At 69.5% G+C, this 15,261-nt stretch carries 13 protein-coding genes; 6 read left to right on the top strand and 7 right to left on the bottom strand.

Annotated elements, in window-relative coordinates:
• Window positions 1-18: 18 nt before the first annotated feature.
• Together BMY22_RS15660 and gabD are read right to left on the bottom strand one after the other, a co-directional pair.
• Complete coding sequence (locus tag BMY22_RS15660) at window positions 19-1,092, bottom strand: FAD-dependent oxidoreductase (protein ID WP_244158886.1); 1,074 nt, start codon at window positions 1,090-1,092, stop codon at window positions 19-21.
• 37 nt (window positions 1,093-1,129) lie between these two features.
• Window positions 1,130-2,581, bottom strand: coding sequence for an NADP-dependent succinate-semialdehyde dehydrogenase (gene gabD, locus BMY22_RS15665; protein ID WP_090623680.1), 1,452 nt, complete (start codon window positions 2,579-2,581; stop codon window positions 1,130-1,132).
• Between the two features lie 209 nt (window positions 2,582-2,790).
• Here gabD and BMY22_RS15670 point away from each other — a divergent pair, with 209 nt between their 5' ends.
• Window positions 2,791-3,246, top strand: a complete 456-nt coding sequence (locus tag BMY22_RS15670; protein ID WP_090623682.1) for a c-type cytochrome — start codon at window positions 2,791-2,793, stop codon at window positions 3,244-3,246.
• 40 nt (window positions 3,247-3,286) lie between these two features.
• Here the strand turns inward: BMY22_RS15670 and BMY22_RS15675 are convergent, their stop codons facing one another.
• The 5 genes from BMY22_RS15675 to BMY22_RS15695 form a co-directional block, all read right to left on the bottom strand.
• Entirely contained in the window at window positions 3,287-3,985 is a 699-nt protein-coding gene (locus BMY22_RS15675) for a cytochrome b/b6 domain-containing protein (RefSeq protein ID WP_090623684.1), read from the bottom strand.
• Between the two features lie 170 nt (window positions 3,986-4,155).
• The gene (locus BMY22_RS15680; RefSeq protein ID WP_090623686.1) at window positions 4,156-5,064 is read right to left on the bottom strand and encodes an aldo/keto reductase; all 909 of its coding nucleotides are present in this window, start codon (window positions 5,062-5,064) and stop codon (window positions 4,156-4,158) included.
• Window positions 5,065-5,167: 103 nt separating this feature from the next.
• Entirely contained in the window at window positions 5,168-5,845 is a 678-nt protein-coding gene (locus BMY22_RS15685) for a DUF3313 domain-containing protein (RefSeq protein ID WP_090623687.1), read from the bottom strand.
• Window positions 5,846-6,145: 300 nt separating this feature from the next.
• The gene (locus tag BMY22_RS15690; protein ID WP_090623689.1) at window positions 6,146-6,868 is read right to left on the bottom strand and encodes a FadR/GntR family transcriptional regulator; all 723 of its coding nucleotides are present in this window, start codon (window positions 6,866-6,868) and stop codon (window positions 6,146-6,148) included.
• 116 nt (window positions 6,869-6,984) lie between these two features.
• Window positions 6,985-8,721 carry an IlvD/Edd family dehydratase gene (locus BMY22_RS15695; RefSeq protein WP_090623691.1) on the bottom strand — a complete coding sequence of 579 codons (1,737 nt, stop codon included), beginning with the start codon at window positions 8,719-8,721 and terminating at the stop codon, window positions 6,985-6,987.
• A gap of 185 nt (window positions 8,722-8,906) precedes the next feature.
• Here BMY22_RS15695 and BMY22_RS15700 point away from each other — a divergent pair, with 185 nt between their 5' ends.
• The 5 genes from BMY22_RS15700 to BMY22_RS15720 form a co-directional block, all read left to right on the top strand.
• Entirely contained in the window at window positions 8,907-10,208 is a 1,302-nt protein-coding gene (locus tag BMY22_RS15700; RefSeq protein WP_090623693.1) for an MFS transporter, read from the top strand.
• A gap of 33 nt (window positions 10,209-10,241) precedes the next feature.
• Window positions 10,242-11,237, top strand: a complete 996-nt coding sequence (araD1, locus tag BMY22_RS15705; RefSeq protein WP_090623695.1) for an AraD1 family protein — start codon at window positions 10,242-10,244, stop codon at window positions 11,235-11,237.
• A 163-nt stretch (window positions 11,238-11,400) separates the two neighbouring features.
• A complete protein-coding gene (locus tag BMY22_RS15710) occupies window positions 11,401-12,978 on the top strand; it encodes an aldehyde dehydrogenase (NADP(+)) (RefSeq protein ID WP_090623697.1) in 1,578 nt (525 codons plus the stop codon).
• Window positions 12,979-13,512: 534 nt separating this feature from the next.
• Window positions 13,513-14,838, top strand: coding sequence for an OprD family porin (locus BMY22_RS15715; RefSeq protein ID WP_090623698.1), 1,326 nt, complete (start codon window positions 13,513-13,515; stop codon window positions 14,836-14,838).
• Window positions 14,839-14,952: 114 nt separating this feature from the next.
• The coding region (locus tag BMY22_RS15720; RefSeq protein WP_143068509.1) for an OprD family outer membrane porin at window positions 14,953-15,261 on the top strand (309 nt) is incomplete at its 3' end.

Here is a 15,261-nt window from a genome sequence, read left to right on the forward strand (position 1 = left end):
ACCGGGCGGCGCCGCGCCTCAGCCGCCCAGCGCGTGGCGGCGAATGAAGCGCAGGTCCAAGCGCTCCCGCCAGTAGCCGCAGAACCGCCCGTCGGCACTCCAGCCGTGCCAGCCGAGCAGCGCACCGCCGTCGCCGGTGGCGAGCAGGAGCAGGTTCTGCCGCTGCGGCCGATAGCGGTGCAGCGTGCGACCGGCCAGCACGGCGCGCAGGTTGTGGCTGAGCACCGGCGCCTGGCGCAGCGCCTGGAAGGCGCTGCGGCCCACTCTGGGCAGCGCGGCGCAGTCGCCGGCGGCGAAGATTTGCGGATGGGACAGGCTCTGCAGGGTCGCGCCAACCTGCACGAAGCCGGCCGCATCGCAGACCAGGCCACTCTGCGCCAACCAGGACGGCGCCGCGGCCTCGCTCGCCAGCAGCAGGCGCGAACCTTGCCAGACCGGCTCCCCGGCGCTGAGCAGGAGCTGCCCGTCGATCCCGCTGACCGGACAGTCCTCGCGCACCCAGACGCCGCGCCGGCGCAGGGCGCCGAGGGCGCGCAGACGCAACCCCGCCCCGCGCCCCTCGAGCAGCCGCCCGGCGCAGAACAGCGAGAGCGTCGGCACCTGTCCGGCCAGCGCCAGGGCCAGCTCGACCCCGGCCGGACCGCCGCCGAGAATAGCCACCGGCTCCGGCGCCTGCCGCCAGCGCTGCCAGCCGTCGAGGAACGCCGCGAAGGGCTTGACCGGCAGCAGCTGCATGCCCTCGCCCTGCTGCGGCGGCGCGAGCCGCCCGGCGCCGACGTTCAGCGACAGCCACTCGGCCCGCGCGCTCCGTCCGTCGCTCAGCTGCAGCTCGCGGGTCTCGGCCTGCAGCGCCCGCACCTCGCCGACGATCAGTTCCATGCCCGCCGCGCGGCACAGCGGCTCCAGCTCGATGCAGCAGTCCTGCGGCGCATAACGGCCGGCGAGCAGCCCCGGCAGCGTCCCCGCATACCAAGCCTGCGGCGCGGCACTGACCAACCCGAGACGCCCCTTCGGCCGGCGTCCCTGGGCCCAGCGCCGGAGCACGCCCAGATGGCTGTGCCCGGCACCGATCAAGAGCAGATCGATAACCACCTCCCATTCGCTCCGTCGCCCACCGATGGCGGCTCGTTCAGATGCCGCCGAGGCAAAGGTACTTGATCTCCAGGTAATCCTCGATGCCGTACTTCGACCCCTCGCGACCCAGGCCCGAGGCCTTGATCCCGCCGAACGGCGCCACCTCGGTGGAGATCAGCCCGGTGTTGATGCCGACGATACCGTACTCCAGCGCCTCGGCCACGCGGAACACCCGCGAGAGGTCGCGGGCGTAGAAGTAGGCGGCCAGGCCGAACTCGGTGGCGTTGGCCAGGGCGATCGCCTCGGCATCGTCCTTGAAGCGGAACAGCGGGGCCAGCGGGCCGAAGGTCTCCTCGCGGGCGACCCGCGCATCCGCCGGCACCTCGGCGAGGATGGTCGGCTCGAAGAAGCTGCCGCCGAGCGCATGGGGCCGACCGCCGGCGATCACCCGGGCACCGCGGGCGACCGCATCGGCGATGTGCTCCTCGACCTTGGCCAGCGCCTTGTCGTCGATCAGCGGGCCGATGGTCACCCCCTCCTCCAGGCCGTTGCCGACCCGCAGGCGCGCCACTGCGGCCTTGAGCTTCTCGGCGAAGGCCTCGTAGACGCCGTCCTGCACGTACAGGCGGTTGGCGCAGACGCAGGTCTGCCCGGCGTTGCGGTATTTCGAGGCCAGCGCGCCCTCCACCGCGGCGTCCAGGTCGGCGTCGTCGAAGACGATGAAGGGCGCGTTGCCGCCCAGCTCCAGGGAGACCTTCTTGATGTCCTGGGCGCACTGCCCCATCAACTGGCGACCGATCTCGGTGGAACCGGTGAAGGACAGCTTGCGCACCGTCGGGTTGCCGGTCAGCTCGCCGCCGATCTCCGCGGCGCTGCCAGTCACCACGTTCAGCACCCCGGCGGGAATCCCCGCACGCTCGGCCAGCTCGGCCAGCGCCAGTGCCGAGAAGGGTGTCTGCGAGGCCGGCTTGAGTACCAGGGTGCAGCCGGCGGCCAGCGCCGGACCGGCCTTGCGGGTGATCATCGCCGAAGGGAAGTTCCACGGCGTGATCGCCGCGCAGACGCCGATCGGCTGCTTGATCACCAGGATGCGCTTGTCCGCCTGATGGCCGGGAATGGTGTCGCCATAGACGCGCTTGGCCTCCTCGGCGAACCATTCGAGGAAGGACGCGGCATAGGCGATCTCGCCGCGCGCCTCGGCCAGCGGCTTGCCCTGCTCCAGGGTCATCAGCCGGGCCAGATCGTCCTGATGCTCCAGCAACAGCTCGAACCAGCGGCGCAGCTTGCCGGCGCGCTCCTTGGCGGTCAGCGCGCGCCAGGCCGGCAGGGCCCGCTCGGCGGCCTCGATGGCGCGACGGGTCTCGGCCGCGCCCATCTTCGGCACGCTGCCGAGGATCTCCCGGCTGGCCGGATCGTTCACCGCGAGGGTCTGCCCGCTGTCGGCATCCAGCCAGCGCCCCTCGATGTAAGCCTGTTGGCGGAACAGCCGGGCATCGTTCAATTGCATTGCGATCCACTCCTTCGTAGCCGTTAGGGGCGACAGGCTGCCGGAGCGACGGCCCGCCGCGCTATGCTTTCTGCGCGCCGGCCGCCAGCGTTCGGCTTGCGCCCGTCGCAGACTGGCGGGGAGTATAGCCCCGTGCGGACGGCCTCCGGGCCGCCCGGACTCACCGGAAGCCATCCCGGACTACACAAGGAGAGATCGTGAAAAGACTGATGATCGGCGGCCTCGGCGCCGCCCTGCTGCTGACCGCCCTGACCACCTGGGCCCAACTCAAGCCGGAGGAGCAGATCGAGTACCGCCAGGCCGGCTACCAGTTCATGTCCTGGAACATGGGCAAGATCAAGGCCCAGGTCGTGGACGGCAGCGTGCCCTACAAGAAGGAGCAGGTGGTCGCCGCCGCCAACGCCATCGCCGCCATCGCCAACTCCGGCATGGGCGCCCTGTTTCCCGCCGGAACCGCCACCGACAAGATGGGCGACAAGACCCGGCTCAAGCCGGAGTTCTTCCAGAATATCGACGAAGCCAACAAGCTGGCCCGCAACTTCACCGGCGCGGTCAACAAACTGGCCAGCGAGGCGGCCAGCGGCGACCAGGCACGCATCAAGACCGCCTTCGGCGAGGCCGCCAAGACCTGCAAGGCCTGCCACGACCAGTTCCGCACGGACTGAGCCTACCGCCGGCCGGCCCATGCCGGTCGGCTCTCGCCGTTTACCAGTCGAGCGCCGCCGGTGTCGCCGGGGCAGGCGGCGGCGCCAGCCAGCCTTCCGTCGACTGCACGACCCAGACCAGCAGCACGGCGCCGGCCAGCGCCACCGCCAGCGCCCAGGGCGCCCCGCCGGTGGCCTCGCGCTGCTCGGGATACGCCCGCGGACTGCGCCCGCCGATCATCGCTCGAAGCAGCGGCCGCCGGCGGACCAGGCCGTAGTAGAGGATCGCCAGCAGATGCAGGCCGATCAGTCCCAGCAGCAGCCACTTCGCCTGGCGGTGCAGGCCGGTCAGCCAGAAGCTGGTATCGCTATCCACCAGCCGGTATAGCGGCCCCTGGAAGGCGATCTCGTCGTTCGCCGCCAGCCCGCTCAGGGTCTGGAAGAGCAGCAGACCGAGCAGCGCCAGTACCGACAGGGCGCCCAGCGGATTGTGCCCGGCCTGCCGCCAGCGTCCGCGCAGGTAGTCGCCCAGCCCCAGCGGCGCGGCGAGAATCCGCGACCAGCGCGCGTAGGTCGAGCCCAGCACGCCCCACAGCAGGCGGAACGCCAGCAGACCGAGGATCGACAGGCCCAACCGGCCGTGCCAGACCATCAGATTGCCGCCCAGCCAGCCGGTGACCATCGCGGCGCCGACCGCCAGCGCCAACGACCAGTGAAACAGACGCAGCGGCGCGTCCCAGACCTTGATACTGTCCGACATGTCCCGAATTCTCCCCCTTTACGAACCGGGCCCGGCCGATGCCGGTCCCTCGCCGCAGGGTAGCAGCCCGGCGGGTCCGCGACGCCGAAGGCGTGCTGCTCAAGCAGCCGGAGGACTGAGCCAGCCCGGCATCGGGACGTCTCGCTCCGCACGACGGTCGGCGCGCCGGCTCAGGCGAACAGCTCGACGATCCGCGCGCGCTGTCCGGCATCCGGCAGACGGCCCTGGCCGGCGAGCAGGTTGTCGGCCATGTAGCGCGAAGTGGCGCTGGCCGGAATCACCGCGGTGACCGCCGGCTCGGCGAGGACGTACTTGAGCAGCAACTGCGCCCAGGACGTCGCGCCCAGCTCCCGGGCCAGCGGCGGTAGCGGCCGCTCCTTGACCCGGGCGAGCAGAGTGCCGCGCATGAACGGCCGGTTGATCAGGGTGGCGATGCCGTGGTCGGCGCAGAACGGCAGCAGGCGCCTCTCGGCGTTGCGCTCGCCGACCGAGTAGTTGAACTGCACGAAGTCGACCCTCTCCCTGCGCAGCACCGCCAGCAGGTCGTCGTGGGCCGATTCCAGGTAGTGGGTCACGCCGATGTAGCGCAGCCGCCCCTGCGCCTTCAGCTCGCGCAGCAGGCCCAGCTGGGTGGCGGTGTCCTGCAGGTTGTGCACCTGCAGCAGGTCGATGCGTGCGGTCTGCAACGCCTTGAAGCTGGCCTCGATCTGCCGGCGGCCGGCTTCCCGCCCGGTGGAGGACACCTTGCTGGCGAGGAACAGCCGGTCGCGCACGCCCAGGCGCCGGGCCAGCTCGCCGCTCACCCGCTCGGCGTTGCCGTAGCTCGGCGCGGTGTCGACCAGGCTGGCGCCGCCCTCGACGAGGGTCCGCAGCACCTCCAGCAGGGGCGCCAGCGCGGCATCGTCGAGCACGACGTCGAAGCTTCGCGAAGTCCCCAGGCCGATCGCCGGCAGTTCCTCGCCGCTGGAGGGAATGCGCCGCCCGAGCAGCGCCTCGGCCGCCGGGGACGGCGCGCAGAGCAGCGGCGCCAGGGCGGCGAGCAGGGCCGAGCGCTGCAGGAACTGACGGCGGCTGTGCATGGGATCGTTCTCCTTGATCGGGCGAGGGGCCGGGCGGGCGAGCCGGGAGTCCGCGCGAAAGACGCCTTCGCAGGACGCGCACCGGCCACGCGCGCGGGCGCGACTAGAACCGATCGATATCGCGCACCATGCCGTCGACCACGCCCTTGAGCGTCTTCAGGGTGACCTGCTCCTCGCGGTTTTCCAGCTCCTTGCCAAAGCCCTTGCGCACCACCTGCAGCACCGGCTTGCCGGTGCTGGCGTCGAACAGCTCGGCCTCGACGAACAGCTCGGTGGTCTGGTCGCGCTTGCCGGCGGCGGTCATCGCGGCGGCCGCGACCAGGGCGATCGGAAGCACCTCGTAGGGCTTGAGCGATTTGGTCCGGGTGGACACGCCGGTGATCGCCGCACGCAGGATCAGGGTTTGCTCGGCGGGCACGGCCGCCCGCTTCGCGGCGCTCAGGTCGCTCACCTTGAAGCGCCGGGCAAACGCGCCCCTGACCTGCTCGGACAGGTACGACTGCAAGTCCTCCAGGGCCTGGGCGCTGACCTGGTCGCTGGGGCTCGGGGTGGGGTAGAAGCGGATCGACTGCACCAGCACGTTCCGGTAGTTGTCCGGCTTGAAGCCGGGCGCCACCCAGCGCATGACCGGCTGTCCGGTGGCGGACGTGGTTTCTTGCAGCTGCGAGTAGTCAGAGAGAAAGCCGGAATACTGCTCCGGCTTGGTGACTTGCGATGTGCAGCTGCCGAGCAGCAGTGCCGAAAGCAGCACCCCGGTGACGGCGATTCTGGAACGCTCCATGGTCTTGCTCCTGTGTCTGGGCGAATCGATCGGTGATGCCCGGCGATGGAACGGCCGAGGACGTGGAGGCGGCATCGGCGCACGCACCGGACGTGCCGATGCGCTCGTCGAGCCCCTTGCCGGACATGTCCCCCATCCAGACGAAGGTATAGCTGAGGTTCGGCCCGACGTTCCGGTCGAAAACGCAGGCGACGCCTCTGGCCGGAGGCCCGGCGTCGCCCGAAGGGACGCGCGCGGCCGGAAACGGCCGGGCCGTCGCCCTGCCAGAGCGGCACCGGCGGCCGGGCCGAGGGGTGGACGCTAGAGCGGAAAATCCGCGCCGAGCACCGCGCTCAGCGCGGCCCGCGCGTCCTCCAGCTGGACCAGCGAGGCATGCCGCGCGCCGAGGGTGTCGCGGTTCTGGATCGCGGTGAGGATCGCCTTGTGCCGCGGCAGGGCCAGCTCGTGGAGGTTGGGCCGCTGGTTGGAGTACTTCACCGACTCGCGCAGGGCCAGCGAGAGCATGTTGCACAGGTGTGCCAGCAGCTCGTTGTGGGCGGCGTCGGCGATCCGGCTGTGGAAATCCAGGTCGGGCTGCAGGAAGCTTTCCGGATCCCTGGCCGCCTCCATGCGGGTGTAGGCCTCGGCGATGGACACGAGGTCTTCGGGGGTGGCGTTGACCGCGGCCAGTGCGGCCGAGGCCGGCTCGATGATGCAGCGCACGCTGGAGAGCTTGTCGAAGAACTCGTTCGGCGGGCTGCTCTGCATCAGCCAGTGCAGCACGTCCGGGTCGAGCAGGTGCCAGTCGCGGCGCGCCCGCACCACGCTGCCGACCCGCGGCCTGGAGTAGATCAGCCCCTTGGCCACCAGCACCCGGGTCGCCTCGCGCAGCACCGTGCGGCTGACGTCGTAGTCCTCGCACAGCTGCGCCTCGGCGGGTAGCTTGTCCTCGGGCTTGAGGCGGCCGGAGACGATCAGGCGGCCGAGTTCGTGCACGATGCGCGCGTGCTGGCTCTTGCGGGGTTTGGGCTGGCGGTAGTCCATCGGTCTGCGGCGGCTCCGGGGTGGCCCGGCATAGTAGCACCGACCGCCGGGCGCCCCGCACAGGAAGAAGACGCGAGCCGGCCGACGCAGCTCCGGCCCGCGCCGGCGGCGTGACCTCAGTGCGAGTGGCGCGGCACTTCGGCGCCGCGGCAGCCGACCAGGAAGTCGAAGTCACAGCCCTCGTCGGCCTGCAGCACGTGGTCGATATACAGCCGCCGGTAGCCGCCGTCCCAGGCCAGCGGGGCCGGCGGCGCCAGGTCGGCCAGGCGCGCGGCCAGCTCCTCGGCGGAAACGTCCAGGTGCAGGCGGCCGCCGGCGCAGTCCAGCTCGATCAGGTCGCCGTTGCGCACCGCCGCCAACGGACCGCCGGCGGCCGCTTCCGGCGCCACGTGGAGGACCACGGTGCCGTAGGCGGTGCCGCTCATCCGTGCGTCGGAGATGCGCACCATGTCGGTGATGCCCTTGGCCAGGACCTTCGGCGGCAGGCCCATGTTGCCCACCTCGGCCATGCCCGGATAGCCCTTGGGCCCGGCGTTCTTCAGCACCAGGACGCAGGTTTCGTCGACGTCCAGCGCCGGGTCGTTGATGCGCGCCTTGTAGTCGTCGAAGTTCTCGAACACCACCGCGCGGCCGCGGTGCTGCATCAGTGCCGGGGTGGCGGCGGACGGCTTGAGCACCGCGCCCTTGGGCGCCAGGTTGCCGCGCAGCACGCAGATGCCGCCGTCTTCGCGCAGCGGGTTGTCCAGCCGGCGGATCACCTCGTCCTCGCCGTAGATCGGCGCCTGTGCGCAGTTGGCCCCCAGCGACTTGCCGTTCACCGTCAGCGCTCCGGGGTTGGGCAGCAGGCCGCCCTCGTCCATCCGCCGGATCACCGCCGGCAGGCCGCCGGCGTAGTAGAACTCCTCCATCAGAAAGCGCCCGGACGGCTGCAGGTCGACGAGGGTCGGCATGCCGCGGCCGACGCGCGTCCAGTCGTCCAGTTCGAGGTTCACGCCGATGCGCCCGGCGATGGCCTTGAGGTGGATCACCGCGTTGGTCGAGCCGCCGATCGCCGCGTTGACCCGGATGGCGTTCTCGAAGGCCTCGCGGGTGAGGATCTTCGACAGGCGCAGATCCTCCTCGACCATCTCGACGATGCGCATGCCGGAGAGGTGCGCCAGCACGTAGCGGCGCGCGTCCACCGCGGGGATCGCCGCGTTGTGCGGCAGCGAGGTGCCCAGCGCCTCGGCCATGCAGGCCATGGTCGAGGCGGTACCCATGGTGTTGCAGGTACCGGCCGAGCGCGACATGCCGGCCTCGGCGGAGAGGAACTCGTCGAGGCTGATCTGCCCGGCCTTGTAGGCCTCGTGCATCTGCCAGACCACGGTGCCGGCGCCGATGTCGCGGCCCTTGTGCTTGCCGTTGAGCATCGGCCCGCCGGTCACCACGATGGCCGGCACGTCGCAGCTGGCCGCGCCCATCAACAGGGCCGGGGTGGTCTTGTCGCAGCCGGTGAGCAGCACCACCGCGTCCACCGGGTTGCCGCGGATCGCCTCCTCCACGTCCATGCTCGCCAGGTTGCGGGTCAGCATCGCCGTGGGGCGCAGGTTGGATTCGCCGTTGGAGAACACCGGGAACTCCACCGGGAAGCCGCCGGCCTCCAGCACGCCCTTCTTCACGTGCTCGGCGAGCTTGCGGAAGTGGGCGTTGCACGGGGTCAGCTCCGACCAGGTGTTGCAGATGCCGATGATCGGCTTGCCCTGGAACTCGTGGTCCGGGATGCCCTGGTTCTTCATCCAGCTGCGGTACATGAAGCCGTTCTTGTCGGTGCTGCCGAACCAGGCGGCGGAACGGAGGGGACGCTTGTCGGACACGGGGAAGGTCTCTTGTTGATTTAGTAATACTAATAAGAGCGAAGCCAGGCAAAACTACCCGCAAAAAAAGCAAAATGGAAGAGTTGTTCCGCTAAATAGTATTACTATATAGTTCATTGGCATCGCGAAAGGCGGTCCGCCGCCCCGCACCCGGTCCTTACAACAACAACTGGAGACCGCAGCACATGAGCCCCGAAACGCGGCTTGTCCGCCTGATCACCGTCAAACTCATCCCCTTCCTGATCCTGCTCTACCTGATCGCCTACATCGACCGCTCCGCGGTCGGCTTCGCCAAGCTGCACATGGGCGCCGACATCGGCCTCGGCGACGCCGCCTACGGCATGGGCGCCGGCCTGTTCTTCATCGGCTATTTCCTCTTCGAGATCCCCAGCAACCTGATGCTCGACCGCTTCGGCGCGCGCCGCTGGTTCGCCCGCATCCTCTTCACCTGGGGCCTGATGACCATGGGCATGGCCTGGGTCGACAGCGCGCACGGCTTCTACGCGATGCGCTTTCTGCTCGGCGCCGCCGAGGCCGGCTTCTTCCCCGGCGTGCTCTACTACATCACCCAGTGGTACCCGGTGCGCCACCGCGGCAAGATCCTCGGCCTGTTCATCCTCTCCCAGCCGATCGCCATGATGGTCACCGGCCCGCTGTCCGGCCTGCTGCTGGGCCTCGACGGCCTGAACGGCCTGCACGGCTGGCAGTGGCTGTTCCTCGCCATCGGCGCCCCGGCGGTGCTGCTGGCCTGGCCGACCCTGCGCATCCTCCCGGACCGCCCGGACCAGGTCGGCTGGCTCAGCGGCGAAGAGAAAGCCTGGCTGCTCGGCGAGCTGGAGAAGGATCGCCACGAGTACGGCCAGACCCGCCACGAGAACCCGCTGCAGACCCTGAAGGACAAGCGCGTGCTGCTGCTGGCGCTGCTCTTCCTGCCGGTCACCCTGAGCATCTACGGCCTCGGCCTGTGGCTGCCGACCATCGTCCACCAGTTCGGCGGCAGCGTGCTGACCACCGGCTTCGTCTCGGCGGTGCCTTATATATTCGGCATCGTCGGCCTGCTGATCGTGCCGCGCAGTTCGGACCGCCTGAACGACCGCTACGGGCACCTGGCGGCGCTGCATGCCCTTGGCGCCTGCGCCATGTTCCTCAGCGCCTGGCTGGGTGCGCCGGTGCTGCAGCTGGCCGCGCTGTCGCTGGTCGCCTTCAGCCTCTACTCCATCACCGCGGTGTTCTGGACCCTGCCCGGGCGCTTCTTCAGCGGCGCCAGCGCAGCGGCCGGCATCGCCCTGATCAACTCCTTCGGCAACCTGGGCGGCTACCTGGGGCCGTTCGCCATCGGCGCGCTCAAGGAATACACCGGCAACCTGGCCTCGGGCCTGTACTTCCTGTCCGCCGTGCTCTGCTTCGGCCTGCTGCTGACCGGCATCGTCTACCAGCGCCTCGAGCGCCGGCCGGCGCAGCAGCCGGCTCCCCTGGGCGGCGTCTGACGCGCCCGCCACTCACAAGACGAGGATTTAAAAATGCGCTTGATTCAATTCGAAACGGCCGGCGGCGCGCGTCGCGTCGGCCTGGTGGACGGCGGCCTGGTCCGCGAAGTGCGGGATGCGGCGAGCACCCGCGAGCTGGCCCTGGCGGCCATCGCCGCCGGCCGGAGCCTGACCGCACACATCGAGAGCCTGGGCCAGGGCGAGGCCCACGACTACGCCCAACTGCTCGCCGAGCGGCGCGTGCTGGCCCCGCTGGACCACCCGGACCCGGCCCACTGCCTGGTCAGCGGCACCGGCCTGACCCACCTGGGCAGCGCCTCGGCGCGGGACAAGATGCACCAGCAGAACCTCGGCGACACCGCCGCGCCGACCGACACCCTGCGCATGTTCCGCTGGGGCCTGGAGGGCGGCAAACCCGCCGCCGGCCAGCCGGGCGCGCAGCCGGAATGGTTCTACAAGGGCGACGGCGGCATCGTCGTGCGTCCCGGCACCGACTTTCCGCTGCCGCCGTTCGCCGAGGACGCCGGCGAGGAACCGGAACTGGCCGGCCTCTACGTGATCGGCGCGGACGGCACGCCGTACCGGCTGGGCTTCGCCCTCGGCAACGAGTTCTCCGACCACGTCATGGAGCGCAAGAACTACCTGTATCTCGCCCATTCCAAGCTGCGCTGCTGCAGCTTCGGCCCGGAACTGCGCCTGGGCGAGCTGCCGCGCCATCTGTCCGGCATCAGCCGCATCCGCCGCGGCGACGAGGTGCTCTGGGAAAAGGAGTTCCTCTCCGGCGAGGACAACATGTGCCACAGCCTGGAGAACCTGGAGTACCACCACTTCAAGTACGCCCAGTTCCTCCGCCCGGGCGACGTGCACGTACACTTCTTCGGCACCGCCACCCTGTCCTTCGCCGACGGCGTGAAGACGCGACCGGGCGACCGCTTCGAGATCGGCATCGCCGAGTTCGGCGAGCCGCTGAGCAACGGCATCGCCCCGGCCGCAGACGCCCTGCCGCCCGGCGCCATCGGCCGGCTGTGAGCGGCATCCCGGTGCAGGGGCGACAATCGGTTATGTCATACGATGACATTCAACTCCCGACGTTGTACAGTTGCCCCGTACCCCCTCTGACGTCCCAGCCGGGAGACTGCCCGGACAGCCCGTCAATAACCGCCAAACCATTATGGTTAAAGGAGTTATAGCAATGCGGATCGAAGGCAAGAACTATATCGCGGGAACCCGCAGCAGTGCGGGCACGGTCGTCGTCCACAGCGTGGACGCGACCACCGGCGAGGCGTTGTCCTATGACTTTTTCCAGGCCACCCCTGAAGAAGTGAACGCCGCCGCCGAGGCCGCCGCCGCCGCCTATCCGGTCTACCGTGCACTGCCGGCCACCCGCCGCGCCGAGTTCCTCGAGGCCATCGCTGCCGAAATCGACGCCCTGGGCGACGACTTCGTCGCCATCGTCTGTCGCGAGACCGCCCTGCCCGCCGCCCGCATCCAGGGCGAGCGCGGCCGCACCAGCGGCCAGATGCGCCTGTTCGCCCAGGTCCTGCGCCGCGGCGACTTCTACGGCGCGCGCATCGACCGCGCCCTGCCCGAGCGCAAGCCGCTGCCGCGCGTCGACCTGCGCCAGTGCCGCCTCGGCGTCGGCCCGGTCGCGGTGTTCGGTGCCAGCAACTTCCCGCTGGCCTTCTCCACCGCCGGCGGCGACACCGCCGCCGCCCTGGCCGCCGGCTGCCCGGTGGTGTTCAAGGCGCACAGCGGCCACATGGCCACCGCCGAGTGCGTCGCCGATGCCATCGTCCGCGCCGCCGAGAAGACCGGCATGCCCGCCGGGGTGTTCAACATGATCTACGGCAACGGCGTCGGCGAGGCGCTGGTCAAGCATCCGGCGATCCAGGCGGTCGGCTTCACCGGCTCGCTCAAGGGCGGCCGCGCCCTCTGCGACATGGCCGCGGCGCGTCCGCAGCCGATCCCGGTGTTCGCCGAGATGTCGAGCATCAACCCGGTGCTGGTCCTGCCCGAGGCCCTGAAACAACGCGGCGCCGCCATCGCCAAGGAGCTGAGCGGCTCGGTGACCATGGGCTGCGGGCAGTTCTGCACCAACCCCGGACTGATCGTCGGCCTGCGCTCGGCGGAGTTCTCCGCCTTCCTGGAAGCCTTCGCCGCCGCCATGGCCGACCAGGGCCCGCAGACCATGCTCAACCCCGGCACCCTGAAGAGCTACGAGAAGGGCCTCGCCGCCCTGCACGCCCATCCCAAGGTCAAGCACCTGGCCGGCCAGCAGCAGGAAGGCAACCAGGCCCGGCCGCAGCTGTTCCAGGCCGACGTCAGCCTGCTGCTGGAAGGCGACGAGCTGCTCCAGGAAGAAGTCTTCGGCCCCACCACCGTGGTCGTCGAAGTGGCCGACCCGGCCGAGCTGGTCCGCGCCCTGCACGGCCTGCACGGCCAGCTCACCGCCACCCTGCTCGCCGAGCCGGCGGACCTGACCGCCTTCGCCGCGCTGGTGCCGGTGCTGGAACAGAAGGCCGGGCGCCTGCTGCTCAACGGCTACCCGACCGGCGTGGAGGTCTGCGACGCGATGGTCCACGGCGGCCCCTACCCGGCCACCTCGGACGCCCGCGGCACCTCGGTGGGCACCCTGGCGATCGACCGCTTCCTGCGCCCGGTGTGCTACCAGAACTACCCCGACGCGCTGCTGCCGGACGCCCTGAAGAATGCCAACCCGCTGGGTATCCAGCGCCTGGTCGACGGCCAGCCGAGCCGCGAGGCGCTGTAACCGACGCCTTCGCCCCTTTCGGGGGCGAGAACGGATCGATGATGCGTAGCTCCCGGCCACGCGCCATCGATCCGTTTGCCATTGCTTTAGCCGGGGGCACAGCCCCCGGATTCCGTGACGACAACGACAACAACGAACGGGAAAACCGCATGACCACTTCGACCCTCGCTCGCCCCCGCATTTCTCGGCACATCCGCACGTCCGGCGCTCCGCCGGGAACGCCGCTCGCTTGATCTGCTAGCCCCGGCGCCCGCGCCGGGCTTTCCCCCTTTCGCTCAAGGCATCCGCGGCCGCGGAGGGGGGCTTTTTGCGCCTTTTCCACCGAATCTTCGCCGGTAACAACAACAATGAAGAACAGCACTCAGCGCCTTCCGCTTCGCCCCTCCGCCCCCATCGCCCTCGTTCTGACGCTCGCCGGAAATGTCCGTCCCAGCCGCGACCAGCCGGTGGCGTCGGGGAAATTCCGCGTGCGGTAGCGGTTTCCCCACGACAACAAGAACCGCCGCGCATCATCCATCCAGGAGAAACAAGCACATGCACAAGAGTCCCCGTGCCCACAGCGTCGCCCTGTCCACGCTGGGGGCGGCACTGGCCGTTCCGGCCGTCGCCCAGGCCGGCTTCATCGAGGACAGCAAGGCCACGCTGAGCCTCAAGAACTTCTACATCAACCAGGACGTCCGCAACCAGGATGCGCCCCGGCAGGAGGACTGGGGCCAAGGCTTCTTCCTCGACTTCAAGTCCGGCTTCACCGAAGGCCCGGTCGGCTTCGGCCTCGACGTGCAGGCGATGCACGCCATCCGCCTGGACGGCGGCGGCCGCGCCGACAAGGCGGGCATCGAGCGCACCCCGGGCGGCATGTTTCCGCTGGAAAGCAACGGCAAGGCCAAGACCGACTTCGGCCGGGTCGGCGTGACCGGCAAGCTGCGCATCTCCAAGACCGAGGCGCGCCTCGGCACCCTGATGCCGAAGATGCCGGTGCTGACCTACAACGACGGCCGCCTGCTGCCGCAGATGTTCCACGGCGCGCAGGTCACCTCCAACGAGATCAAGGATCTGAGCCTGACCGCGGGCAAGATCGAGCATTCCACCGAGCGCAACTCCAGCGACAGCCATGGCCTGTCGATCGGCGGCGCCAACAGCGGCAGCAAGGCCCAGTTCAGCAACGAGTTCTACTTCGGCGGCGCCGACTACAAGCCCACCAAGGACCTCTTGCTGCAGTACTACTACGGCAACCTGCGCGACTTCTACAAGCAGCACTTCTTCGGCCTGGTGCACGACTGGAAACTGCCGGTCGGCGCGCTGAAGACCGACCTGCGCTATTTCACCAGCGACTCCGACGGCAAGAACGAGAGCGCCTCCGGACGTGCCGAGGGTTACCGGAGCAGCGGCGCCAACGGCAGCAGCGGCGAGGTCGACAACAACCTGTGGAGCGCGATGTTCACCTACAGCCTGGCCGGCCACGCGCTGAGCGCGGGCTACCAGAAGGTCACCGGTAACAGCGACTTTCCGCACATCAACCAGGGCAACGGTCGCACCCTGTACCTGATCACCAATGCTCAGATCGGCAAGTTCGCCAGCGCCGGCGAGAATACCTGGGTGGTCGGGCATACCTACGACTTCGCAGCGATCGGTGTGCCGGGTCTGAAGACCAAGCTGATCTACTTCAGCGGCGACGACATCGATGCTGCCGGCAGCGACAACAAGGAGTGGGAACGCAACTTCCGCGTCGACTACACGGTGCAGAGCGGCCTGCTCAAGGGCGTCGGCCTGTCCTGGCTGAACGCCGCGGCCCGTGGCAACGACGGCCGCGACCTGGACGAGAACCGCCTGGTCGTCAGCTACAGCCTGCCGCTGTTCTGACCCGCACCCGGCCAGATCCAGCATCGGGCCTGCCCCTTTCGCTCGACGCATCCGCGCCCGCGAAGGGGGCTCTTTACCGTACCGTTTTCATTGAGTCCGCCGGTAACAACAACAATGAAGAACAGCACCCAACGTTTTCCGCTCCGTCAGTCCTCCGTCCTCACCCTCGCCCTGGCGCTCGCCGGCACAGGCGCCCAGGCAGCCTTCTTCGAGGACGCCAAGGGCACCCTGACCTTCCGCAACTTCTTCATCAACCGCGACTTCAAGCACGACAACGCCACCCGCAGCAAGGCCGAGGAGTGGACCCAGAACTTCATCCTCGACTTCAAGTCGGGCTACACCGAAGGCCCGCTCGGCTTCGGCGTCGACGTGCTCGGCCTCTACGCGCAGAAGCTCGACGGCGGCAAGGGCACCGGCGGCACC

The organism is Azotobacter beijerinckii (assembly GCF_900110885.1).
Lineage (GTDB): Bacteria > Pseudomonadota > Gammaproteobacteria > Pseudomonadales > Pseudomonadaceae > Azotobacter > Azotobacter beijerinckii.

Coding starts and splice junctions, on each gene's coding strand:
- gabD (WP_090623680.1), bottom strand. CDS start 2,581: ATGCAATTGAACGATGCCCGGCTGTTCCGCCAACAGGCTTACATCGAG.
- BMY22_RS15670 (WP_090623682.1), top strand. CDS start 2,791: ATGATCGGCGGCCTCGGCGCCGCCCTGCTGCTGACCGCCCTGACCACC.
- BMY22_RS15675 (WP_090623684.1), bottom strand. CDS start 3,985: ATGTCGGACAGTATCAAGGTCTGGGACGCGCCGCTGCGTCTGTTTCAC.
- BMY22_RS15680 (WP_090623686.1), bottom strand. CDS start 5,064: ATGCACAGCCGCCGTCAGTTCCTGCAGCGCTCGGCCCTGCTCGCCGCC.
- BMY22_RS15685 (WP_090623687.1), bottom strand. CDS start 5,845: ATGGAGCGTTCCAGAATCGCCGTCACCGGGGTGCTGCTTTCGGCACTG.
- BMY22_RS15690 (WP_090623689.1), bottom strand. CDS start 6,868: ATGGACTACCGCCAGCCCAAACCCCGCAAGAGCCAGCACGCGCGCATC.
- BMY22_RS15700 (WP_090623693.1), top strand. CDS start 8,907: ATGAGCCCCGAAACGCGGCTTGTCCGCCTGATCACCGTCAAACTCATC.
- araD1 (WP_090623695.1), top strand. CDS start 10,242: ATGCGCTTGATTCAATTCGAAACGGCCGGCGGCGCGCGTCGCGTCGGC.
- BMY22_RS15710 (WP_090623697.1), top strand. CDS start 11,401: ATGCGGATCGAAGGCAAGAACTATATCGCGGGAACCCGCAGCAGTGCG.
- BMY22_RS15715 (WP_090623698.1), top strand. CDS start 13,513: ATGCACAAGAGTCCCCGTGCCCACAGCGTCGCCCTGTCCACGCTGGGG.